Here is an 11425-nt window from a genome sequence, read left to right as displayed (position 1 = left end):
TATAATTGCCTGAACCTAAAAGTATTCAGCCGTTGTTGATAGTTTGGCTGATAGCTGAATGCTTACAGAGGAAAAATGAGTGAGGGATAGAGTTGTTCGGGTTTGGTTTTATTTTTGTTAAAGATGGGAAGACTTAAAATAGAAAACCTAACACTTCATACCCTTAAGGCTGCTTGACTGACAAATCTGGCTTTGTAGTTGGGCTTTCACTATGTTCAACCCAAGGCAGCTTATGGTTTGGTTGGGTTTCGCTACCGCTCAACCGCTCCCTAGGTAAAATCAAGGGTTTTAGAAGTTTTTTCAGTCAATCCGTTGTATTAGACCGCCCTTGGCGCTTAAACGTGGCGCTTAAATTAATAGTTATCTGGCAAATATTGGAGACAATAAATGGTATTAGAAAATCTCGACAACGTCCCCTGGACATCCTTAAAACATGCTTATGGAGGGGCAGAAGATACACCAAAGTATTTGCGGCTCCTTACTTCTTCAAATCCATCAGACCAAGAAAAAGCGTTTAATCACCTCTACTCAACTCTCTATTATCAAGGATCAGTCTATACCGCAGCAGTTGCCGCTGTTCCTTTTATGATAGAAATTTTGCAGGAATCCACTATTAAACACAAGCATTTTACCCTTGATTTGCTGTCTAGTTTAGCAGCGGTGGGGAGTTTTCACAATAACCACCAACATCTTTTCTTGTTTAAAGACGTGCGTGAAACCCCAGAGTTTAAAGCCAGGTTTCAAGAGGAACTTAACTGGGTTGCTGACTTACGTACTGAATTAGAAAAACATCTCCCTGTTTATTGTCTGATGCTCGATGATAACGAGAAGTTGAACCGCCTTTATGTATCTCATCTACTCTCAGTTTTACCTGACTTGCGTGAGCGCTCTATTCCTGAACTGATTAACCACCTAAAAACAGAAAATGATCCACAAGTACGAGCCAATATATTACATGTCTTAGGAAAACTTGATTATGCAAATCAGCAAGCTTTGTTTGAGGAATTTTGGCGGAGCGAAAAAAACAGACTTCCACAATGCGTTGCCCTGGCATGGTTTACTACCTGTTCTGGGGTACAGACTCCTGAGGAGGCACTTAACGCCCTAGTGGAAATATTGTTAACTGCTGATGAGGGAATGATTGGTGAATATGAAGAATTACCAAGTGTGGGACGATTCACCCCTAACATGGCAATTCCTGTTGCAATAGCAAGTTCTAAATATGCAGAGCGTATTTTACCGTGGTACACCAAGCAAGTGATGAGGAGTAATTTTGTAGGAGATAATTTTGGAATTGGCTTATTAGTAGTGGCACTAAGGCCACAAGGAAAAATAGCGAATATAAATCACCTTTCTGGATCCCAATGTCAGGCTATTATAGCAATTGCCAAAAAAGCTTGGCTAACTCCAAATTCGATTTACGGTAACATGATCGATGTGCTTAGAATGTTCGGCTTACCAGATACAAAAGAAGAGATAGATCAACTAGTTAGGCTCAATCTAAATCGCTCCCATGGATAGACCAGCTAACACTGCGTCGAATCGGAACGCGATCACCAGGCTGATTTGGTTTTGTGGTGGCAAATGACTGAAGTCGTTCCGATAGCTGTAGCAACCTGAAATCTATTATCCCTTATGATTGGAATTGTGATAATCTCCCACAGTGCTAAGCTAGCAGCTGGGGTCAAGGAATTAGCTGAACAGATGGTTCAGACCTCAGTACCGATTGCGATCGCAGCGGGTATTGATGACCCAGAAAATCCCTTTGGTACCGATGTGCTGCAAGTCCAAGCTGCCATTGAGTCGGTTTACTCCGATGCTGGGGTAGTAGTATTGATGGATCTAGGTAGTGCAGTGCTGAGTGCGGAAATGGCACTGGAGTTTCTGGATGAAGAGCAGAAAAGCAAGGTAAGATTGTGCGAAGCTCCTTTAGTGGAAGGTGCGATCGCAGCCGTTGTCCAAGCTGCGGCTGGTGGTGATATCGACCAAGGGATTGGATTAGCTAGATCAGCCTTGATCGGTGACACTTGATACTTTAGTTGGGATTCCCGCTACTGGTAGGGTTTCAGCACACAGTCCAAGTAAGCATTCAGCTGTCAGCGGTCAGCTGTCAGCAGATGTAACTCAGCATTATTCCAATGCTTACCTGTTTTATTAAAAAGCTGTTCCCGTGGCCTGCCCATAAACTGATAGCTGATAGCTGATGGCTGATAGCTGATAGCTGATAGCAGTCGCCAGGGCAGTTAGGACATGACAAAAGTCTCACACCCTTTGTAAGCGCAAGAGTTTTACTTCTGACAAATGACTTCTGACAAATGACTTCTGCTATACCAGTCCAATTTCTTGATCAAAATCAATGACAAACCCCATGAACTATGGGAAGGACTGCTTTTGTCTGTCTTTAGACATAGAGTTTAGTTATCGATATTTAACCATTTAGATAGAGTAAAAATAATCAAAAATTTTATTAAAATAAAATTTTTGATTATTTTTACTACCTAAATAGCCTAATCAGGACGTGATTGGTAATTTATTAACCTTGGTATGTTGAAGGTTAAAAGTTGAAGCTTAAAGGTTAATGTGTAGTGGAGAGTTCAAGTTAGTTAAGAAAAAGAGGATAAAAAGAGAAAAAAAGGCTAAAAAAAAATTTAATAAACAATCCCAACTCAAGCTCTGACTGCACTTGAAGGATTAAGTTGACCAACCTAACTTGTTTTACTAGAACGAGTATGGAATACTTAATTTTGGTGCATCAACAGGACTTATGCTGGCAACAAACCTCAGTTCTCATCCCCCATCGGGCGAAAATGCTGAAAACGATACCGCTTTTTGGGTCGAGTCGCTCCTGGAAAAACTGTCTGATGGCGATAGCAGCGCCTTTTGGCCCCTGTGGGAACACTATAAAGACTATCTTTACCATCGCTGCTTGAGCTGGATGGGGGGTAATACCACTGAAGCACAAGATACTCTTTCTGAGATGATGGTCAAGGCTTGGGAAAAATTGCCCAAATTTGCCGCAAAGATTACCAATCTCAAAGGATGGCTGACCAAATTTGCCCATAACTTCTGTATAGACCGACATCGAGAAAACAACTCTGGGGCAGTAGGAATAGAAAACCTGGAAGGGATGGCAGTGCCAGAGGGGAATGGGTTGGTTACGGAATTCGATAGCCCAGATTTAGTTGTAGAAAAGAACGAACTATTAGAGGTAATCCAAAGTGCTCTAGAGGATTTGCCGGAGAATCAGCGCCAGGTATGTGTCTTGCGCTTTGAGCAGGAGTTGTCTCACCAAGAGATAGCTCAACGACTGGCAATTTCCAACGATAGCGTTCGTAAACGCATCCAACGAGCTAGGGGGATACTGCAAAAGCGGTTAACTAAGTATCGGGCCGGGTTGGATCAGAAGGCTTACGGGGAGATCGCCAAATTGCAGGAGATTAGGGGAGTAGAAGAGCAGGAGAGTAAGGAAGAAAAAGACAGAGAAAGCGATGTAACTCCCTCAAACCAAGAGATAGGAAAAGGGGAGCAGGAGAAAACTGAAAATTCGGAGTCTTTAAGGCAGATGCCAGTGTCGGAGTCTGTTTCAGTCGAAGAGCCTTATAAGGATTTAGACAAAACGGGAGTAGAGATAACTTCACTGGATAAGCCAGATTTGGCAGTTAAGCCAGCAGTGGAGATAACGTCACTGGATAAGCCAGCATTGGCAGTTGAGCCACTATCTGAACTACCAAAAGTAATCCCAATTAAAAAAGAGCCCAGAAGTAGGGACAGCAAAAACCAGCAAATTTTAAGCAGACCAAGAAGCTCCCAGGCATTACTCCCCTTGGCTGGAAAATCACTATTGGGGAGTACTCCAAATCCCCAATCAAATCACGGGAGCGATCGCAATCCTATCCAGAGCCATGGCGTTAAACTGCTTACGCCCCAAGAGATAGGAATTTCTCCACCACCGCGAGAGCATCGGAGCATTCAAGCACCAATAGCAAAGGATATTTCCCAATTTCCCATCCTGATTTTGGCGACAATTGTGTCTTGGTGGGGCACTCTCAAAACGAAGGTAGAGCCAAGCTGGAATCAGAGGTCACATACAGGGAATAGAGGCCCGCCAGATCAGCTTTCATTTCTGGTCATGGCTAATTTGCTCATAGCAGCTCAAGGGCATTACCTAGAGTAGCTACTAATAAAAGGTAAGCATTCAGAAGTCAGCGGTCAGCCGTAAGCCATAGTCCTTTGACTGATGGCTGATAGCTGTTCCCTTAGCGTGCGCGTAGCCCATAGGCTGATAGCTGAATGCTTACAAGAAAGGCTGGTGTGTTTTTTCACAACCAGCTAGTATTCCCATGACAAAAAGCCAAACAAAAAACGGTAAAAAAGTTCCTTCAAAGCTTTAACAAACAGCAGAGAAGGGATAATATCCTCATGGCTATGAGCACTGGTAAAAAGCCAACTAGCCAAAGGAACAATCCCCACAAAAAAGACATATATCAAGGAAAAAACAGGGAATAAAAATTTATCCGTCGCCAGTCACAAAAGAGTTAATTGCTCCGTCATAGAAATGTCAGGTAAAACTGAGGAAGTGGAAGCAGGTCAAAGTCAGGTAAAACTCAGGGCAAACGCAGTACATGCTGGCGGTGCCAAGATTTCAGAGGTCGAGTCCTGTTTTTAATCAATTGATGAAATCCTTACTGGATAAGGGTTTTGTAATTTAGATGCGTTGGATTAGCCATTTGGGAGATCCAAGCCATGATCACCGAAGCAGGCAGTCCTTTCAGTACCTGTACCGTACTGTTAGCTCAGATGACCGCCAGCATAATGAAGTTTACTTGACTTTATCCCTGAAACATAATTAGTATTTTTCTCAAAAAAAAACAATACCAATTCATAGGATCCTTAACATTGAGTAACAAGTATTCTGCAACATTCCTGGAGCGAGGCGGTTTAGAGGACGAAAATATCGACCTCTTCACCGGCAAAATTAATTTCACCATTCCTCTAGCCACGTTGGATGGGATTAGTCCTCAATACCAGGTGGTTTTAAACTACAGATATAACAATAGCCACAAACTGCTTTTCCAAAAGTGGAATCGATTTTGGGAATCAGGCTGGCTGGGTGTGGGCTGGTCGATCAGTCAACCGGATAAGATCTTCCGCATGAAGCTTTCATCGAAGCAAGGTTTCGAGCATGGGACTCACCTCGATGAAATCATTTACTGGGTCAGGAACGGTAGTTTTTCCCAGTTGATGGTCGAAGAAATAACACCAGGACCGGGCATTCAACTCCATATCACCTATCGCCTCAGAGAAGACCTCTCGATCAAAATCATCCGCCACATCTACGATGGTTACTATGATGGTGACGGCGAATGGGAAATTATCTATCCCACTGGGGATACATACCACTTCCGCCCAGAGGAGGGTTTGGAAGACACAGAAAATCCCTCCGCTGAATATCTTCAGACCAAGCAAGTCCTCGAAGAAGTGAAGCACTTGACAGGTGAAGTCGCTTCTGCCTCAGCGGAAAAAGAAGTGTTTTGGGAACACCCTCACGGTAGTAGTCCCCACCGTTACTACAGTCAATTTATTTCTGTGGATGGAGAAAACCAACAACAGTGGATTCGGGCATGGAATTTAACCAGTATTGAGGATATTTACGGAAATAAAACCGTATTTTCCTATGCCCAAGAAATTCAGCCAGTCGGGAGAGGTGAGAACAATCAGACCAGTACTATCTATAGTTACCTATACCGGGTAGCAAACGCTAATGGCGACAAACTGGTAATCAATTATCTACCTAAAGATCGTTCGGAAATCAACAAGCAACACCTGATTTCAGAAGAACCCAATGGCTATCAAGAACGACTTCAGAAATTAAAAATTGCCTCTGTCGATCTGGTGAGTCAAGGTCGAATCCTCAGAAAACAACTCGAAGAAGGACAGATTAAAGCAGACACGCTTTACGCGAAAAGAGTCTTGTCCAAAATCAAAACTTTGGAGTACGGTCAAACTCAAACCAACTTTGTGCAGATCGAACCAGACCTCGCTTTTACGTATTACACCGAAGCCGATGGTGTAGATAACAACGCTGATAATAGTAGTACCGAACTTCCTTTTTACAAAGATGGTGCCTTATTTGGCGCGCTTAAGACGATAACTGACCCCCTAGGTTGCCAAACACTCTACACCTATGGAGAACAAGAACTCGACGTTGAAAGGAATATCTCCTTTGATGAAAATACCGGTCTTTCAGAGATCGAACATCAATCCGAATCGAATTACCTATTAGTCACGGGTAAGAACAATAGTGGCGAAAAAGAACTCCGCATCCATTACTGGACAAACGACGGCTGGGAGACACAAACCCTTCACACTGAACCCTCTTCTGAGAACCCCAGAAGCTTGTTTGCACCGGGAAGGTTAGTGACTTCCGACGACACCATTGCGTTTTCAGCCAACGATCGTAAAGTTAAAATTTATGAGTTAGACAAGAAAACGGGTGCTAAATGGGAGCAGACGATTACCGTCGATCCACCCCCCAACGACGATAACTCCTCAATGCCGTCAGATATCGTCCCAGTGCTTTCCTTGAACGAGAATTATCTCGCCATTTTTTATCCTCGCGCCACGATCGATGAAAATAACGGCCAGAGGCGGCAAACCATTCACATTCTACCCAGAGACCATGCCAAAGAAACTTGGACCGACCAACCCAATCGGATCTATACATCCAGTACTTTTCCAATCTATACACCCGTCGATCAGGTTAGGGAATACCAGATTGCCACTCGGAATCGGTTAGTTTGTGTCGTTCAGTTAACCTGTGCCGGGGGGAGTGACGCTGACGAGACCAAATACCCACTAAAAATCGGTTACGTTTTCTTTAACTTAGACAATGATTATACCTATTACAGCTATCCAGGGACGACCAGTATCACTGGTTCTTATCTCTATGACTCGGGGAGTAACACATACTGTAATGCCGGTGGATACGTCAAACAAGAGGGCTTTAATTCCCTGACCATCATGGACAATTTCATCGCCATTAACTATACCACTATCCCGAAGTACAACAGTGGCGATTTAAATTATGAGTTCAACTTCGGTCAGGTTTTGTCCTACGAGCTTGAGGGCCGGGATGATTGGAAGGTCAGCCCCCATCCCATTCAAGAGGATATTAACAATCGCAATTTCCCGCAATCCGGGAACAGTCCCAGGTGTTATTATGTCCCTAACTTCTCTTTAGTGACGGACTCTCAGTTTCTGGGATGCTCCTATTCCATTGGGATTGCTCAGAATATCAGCGATGGTAATCCCGAATACGATGATGATGAGAGAAGGGAATATCAACACTTCCAAACAGTAACGTTCTTTTATACCTATGACGGGAAGGAGTGGAAAAAAACTGAATACGACGGTGTTGACTGGCATCCACTAAGTCGGGTCAATCAATCATTGACATTTTATAATGTGGGTCTGAGTCGCCTGCAATATATGGATAAAGGCGTTTTTGCCAAAACTCACCAAGTCAAGCCCAACTCTCACAAAGATCTAGATGCCAAACAAAAAGAATTTTTAGTCTACAAGGAAGATGAAGAAAGATTTCTGGTTAAATACCTGCCCACCATGCCTCTGGAACCCGAAAAGCCAGACAAACCCAAACCCCCTAAAATTGCCGTAATTTTTGGATGGATTACGTTTGGTCTGGAGATCGTGTCCATTGCCCTCGGCATTGCCTTGATTCCAGTCACGGGTGGGGCATCTGGTGTCGCTGCCGGAGTACAGATCACGGGGAAAGTTGCAAAAGGGATAAACAAAGCCATTCAAATCGTTGACACGGTTAATCAGGTCGTCGGTGCGATTGGTTCTGTTGCGACAGCAATCGTTACGAACCAAATGATTAACAACATGATGGATTCTATGGGGGGAGTCGGCGTTTATTCCTCTGGATTCAAGCGGTTTGTCGTTGAACGCAACGCTATACTATATCGCAATAATCAAGGAGACTTTGAAATTACCAGCGATCGCTTGGAAGCAGGAACCAGCGGGGAATTAACCTACCATAGCTTTTTTGCCCCTGAAGACGACTTTATTCCCTTTGTCATTGAGATAGAAGACAATCAGTCCATTCTCTACTTCAAAATTTTAAGAAACAACAAACTTTTGGATCGGCCCATTGAAGTAGAAAAAATCCCGAGCAATCAACAAAAAATGGTTGTATCTGGCGGGTCTAGCAACGTTATTCTTTACAATGGTTGCCATGAACCTCAATATGAAGATGATAGTCGCTGTAGTGGGACTCAGCCCAGGTCTTACAAAATTTTTAAATTCTACGACGAGGCACTCAAAGGTAAGATCGTCGATTACGTCGTCAGCAAAACCACAACGATTCTGGACAACGAAAGAGAATTCCCAACTGATTACGAATACGCTTCAGCCAAAGCCCTTTTCGGGATTGGGATAGGAGGATTCTATAAAGAGGTCACAGTATACCCAGGGGGAACCGATTCGGGTGAATACAAAAAGTACTATTTCTACAATGGCAACGAGGAAGATTCTGAATTAATTGAGGTGGAAAATGAGTAAGCAACCAATTAATGAGTATGGTCAATTTGTCAGGGGCAGTTTGCACAAAGTAGAAGTTTATGTCAACGATACTGCTAAGCAGACTGAAGAGTATACTTATAAGCTCAAAAAGCAGACTGATACCGATAGCTATACCAGTCTCAAGCAAGAAGATACTCTAGAATATGATGACGGTACAGTTGCTCGTCAACAAAGCTACATCTACAACAGCAGAGATCAGATCCAGGAAGTCGTGGAATCTGCTTATGATTATCAGCAGGACAATGTTACTGTTGACACCTTCCACATCCAGCACACCAAATATCTTTGGGAAAATTTTCAGGACCAGCCAGACCACGAGATTTTCCAAAGAAATATGCTCAGTTTGCCAGATGAATCGATCCGCATTACGGCTGAAGGAAATCCCGATGCTGTCAAAAGTCAAACGGGTCAGAAATACATCTATATAGATACTAACAATTCCTACTACCAACAGGAATTGCTCGTATCGATTTCCTCAGATCCAAGAGATTGGGGAGATGAAAATTGGCGAAAAGTAGAAGAGGTAGAGGAAAGAGACCCTCAAACGAAGTTCCCCATCCTAAAATCTCTTCATGGTCTCAACCAAAGTGGAACCGAAGCTCCTTCCTATACGAGAATTATTCCTGCTGTTGTCGATTCCGACAGCAGGAGGAGTCGCGATAAGGTGGTGGCAACAGTCGTTAGTAAGAGCGATCGCGATTTCTTCTATCTCCCCATCGCTAAATATGAGGAACATTATTTGGATGAAGGCGTTTGGAGTATTACTAATGGTGCTATTATCGCCAACACCAACTCTAAGTTTAGGAACAATGTCGTCACATCCGTCAGTGGGGAGTACCGTATTGCCTTTTTGAAAACAGGAGACCTTTCTTCGGAGAAAAAATACGTCATTTGTGGATGGATTAATCCGGGCAACAATGGCATTAATTTGGTCATGAATGGGGAAACGATCCCCCTAACTGACGAAACGGGCGATGTTTGGGTTTATTTTGAAACGCCGATCGAAGAGGGTTCTAGTCAACTCGAAATTGTCGGTAATCCCTTATCAATGGTGGACTACCTGTGGATCGCTGCTGTAGATTGTGACTTCTCGATCAATGCCTTTTCTAATTCTCTAGACGAACATATTGCGACCATCAGAAAGAACGGTTTAGTCGATTACCGCATCTATAACGACAGGAACAGTTTGTGCGATCGCTTTACCATGTCCTCTGAAGGCAAAATTTTTGACTACGAAATTAGTCTTTTCAGTTTCAGTCGCTTCGATAACCATGCCATTTACCCCGCAGCAGCACAAACCGGGGATTTCGATCCCGCACATCCTAACTATAGTCTTCAAATTTCCTTTGTAGAGGACGGCTTTTATCTTCCCAACTTTTCCCTCGCTAGTCTGAATACAGCGGAGTTTGGTTTGAAAGTGCAAAATTTTAACTATGGTAACGATGAGTTCGGAATTGTAGCCCTGGACCAAGATAACCAGCTATTGTTCTCCTTAACCTTCGTCAAAAACACCGAACAGCCTTTGCGTCAAGGTTATTATACCTTCACGACCGCGAATGACGAAACCCTGAAAACCCCACTCGAGTTGGCAGCGCGGGAGTGGTTGTTAGTCGTCACTCGGGGGGTATTCTTCTTTTTTGGCGATGGCAAGTTACTGCTTTCATCCAAAACAGTTGACTTTACAGCAGCCACTTCTGTAAATTTAGGTCCCTATAATACCAGTGAATTTAGGGATGCCTTCGTTTTCAAAAAACCAGTTATCAGCACTATCTTCATCGATTCCAAAGGACGGGCCCGTCAAGCACAGAGTTTAAGTATTGACTACGAAACCGAAAAACTAACGGATGTCGTCATTAAGGAATTTATCTATGACGGTTTTGGTCATCAAATCATTGTCACCAAAAACGCTAAAGCTAGTTCTAGAGATGAAGAACTGTTTGCATTCCGAGATAACTTCATTGATGACATTCAAGACAACGGATTCTTAACGGGTGAATTGAAAGACTTATTACTGGATATGGATTTTGGTGACTTTGACACTTCCTTGCCTTATGTCAGGTTTGCCTATGATGGACTGCTTAACCGCAATACCCTTGATACTCTGCGTCAAGGTTTTCCTTACAATTTCAACTCTGACTATCAGAAAGACTCATCTTATAACGGTGAGGCAGAATTAAACGAATTGAGGGCAGCCGGGGGGATCCCTAGCACGCGCCCCCTCAGAGGAATCACTCAAAAAGTCCCCCTGGATGGCGAACAAAAGATTCACTATTCCTTCTTGAGTGGTGCCCAAGGCGAGTTTCTCGTTAGCCAAATCAAACTGGATGACAACAACAAAATTGTTTGGAAAAACCAATCTCAGTGGGAAAACTCCCAACAAGTCCTGAAGACGTTAGCACCTCAAGATGGTTTAGAAAGTACCGTAACCGTAGCGAACTCTGACAGAAGGCAGATTGAATGGCAAGATCCTGACCAATCCGGTACAACCTATGTCATCAAAGATTATTTCAACAGGATTCGATTCACCAACGATGCCGACGAACGCAAATGGCGATACTTTAAATACGATCAGTTAGGACGAGTTTGTGAAGTCGGCATTCTCAAAGATGTAGATACTATGCCGCCTGGGGAAGTCCCCAATTACTTGCTCGATCGAGCCAACAATACAGACTATCCCTCCACAAGCAGTGAAGGTGAAAGTCTGACCGAATACTATTACGACATGGATGATTTCCGGGAGGGATATGATGACTAAAGTGACTAAAAACTTACAGGGTCGCTTAGCTCGAGTTAAGCATCGGGATAGCCTCGAAGATAACTGGGT

At 43.5% G+C, this 11425-nt stretch carries 4 protein-coding genes and 1 pseudogene; all 5 read left to right on the top strand.

The window, feature by feature from the left end; genetic code table 11:
• Positions 1-387: 387 nt before the first annotated feature.
• Positions 388-1521, top strand: a complete 1134-nt coding sequence (locus F6K37_RS20945) for a HEAT repeat domain-containing protein (protein WP_008178992.1) — start codon at positions 388-390, stop codon at positions 1519-1521.
• A 114-nt stretch (positions 1522-1635) separates the two neighbouring features.
• A pseudogene (dhaM, locus tag F6K37_RS20940) lies at positions 1636-2016 on the top strand (dihydroxyacetone kinase phosphoryl donor subunit DhaM); the annotation flags it as partial.
• Between the two features lie 748 nt (positions 2017-2764).
• Positions 2765-4174, top strand: a complete 1410-nt coding sequence (locus F6K37_RS20935; protein ID WP_008178995.1) for an RNA polymerase sigma factor — start codon at positions 2765-2767, stop codon at positions 4172-4174.
• Positions 4175-4896: 722 nt separating this feature from the next.
• A complete protein-coding gene (locus tag F6K37_RS20930) occupies positions 4897-8580 on the top strand; it encodes a hypothetical protein (RefSeq protein WP_287251892.1) in 3684 nt (1227 codons plus the stop codon).
• Positions 8573-11356: a hypothetical protein gene (locus tag F6K37_RS20925; protein WP_287251889.1), complete on the top strand. Its 2784-nt coding sequence runs from the start codon at positions 8573-8575 to the stop codon at positions 11354-11356. Before F6K37_RS20930 ends, F6K37_RS20925 begins: the two co-directional genes overlap by 8 nt.
• Positions 11357-11425 lie beyond the last annotated feature (69 nt).

The organism is Moorena sp. SIO4E2, from assembly GCF_010671945.1.
Taxonomy (GTDB): domain Bacteria; phylum Cyanobacteriota; class Cyanobacteriia; order Cyanobacteriales; family Coleofasciculaceae; genus Moorena; species Moorena producens.
This window is presented reverse-complemented; position numbering and strand designations above follow the sequence as displayed.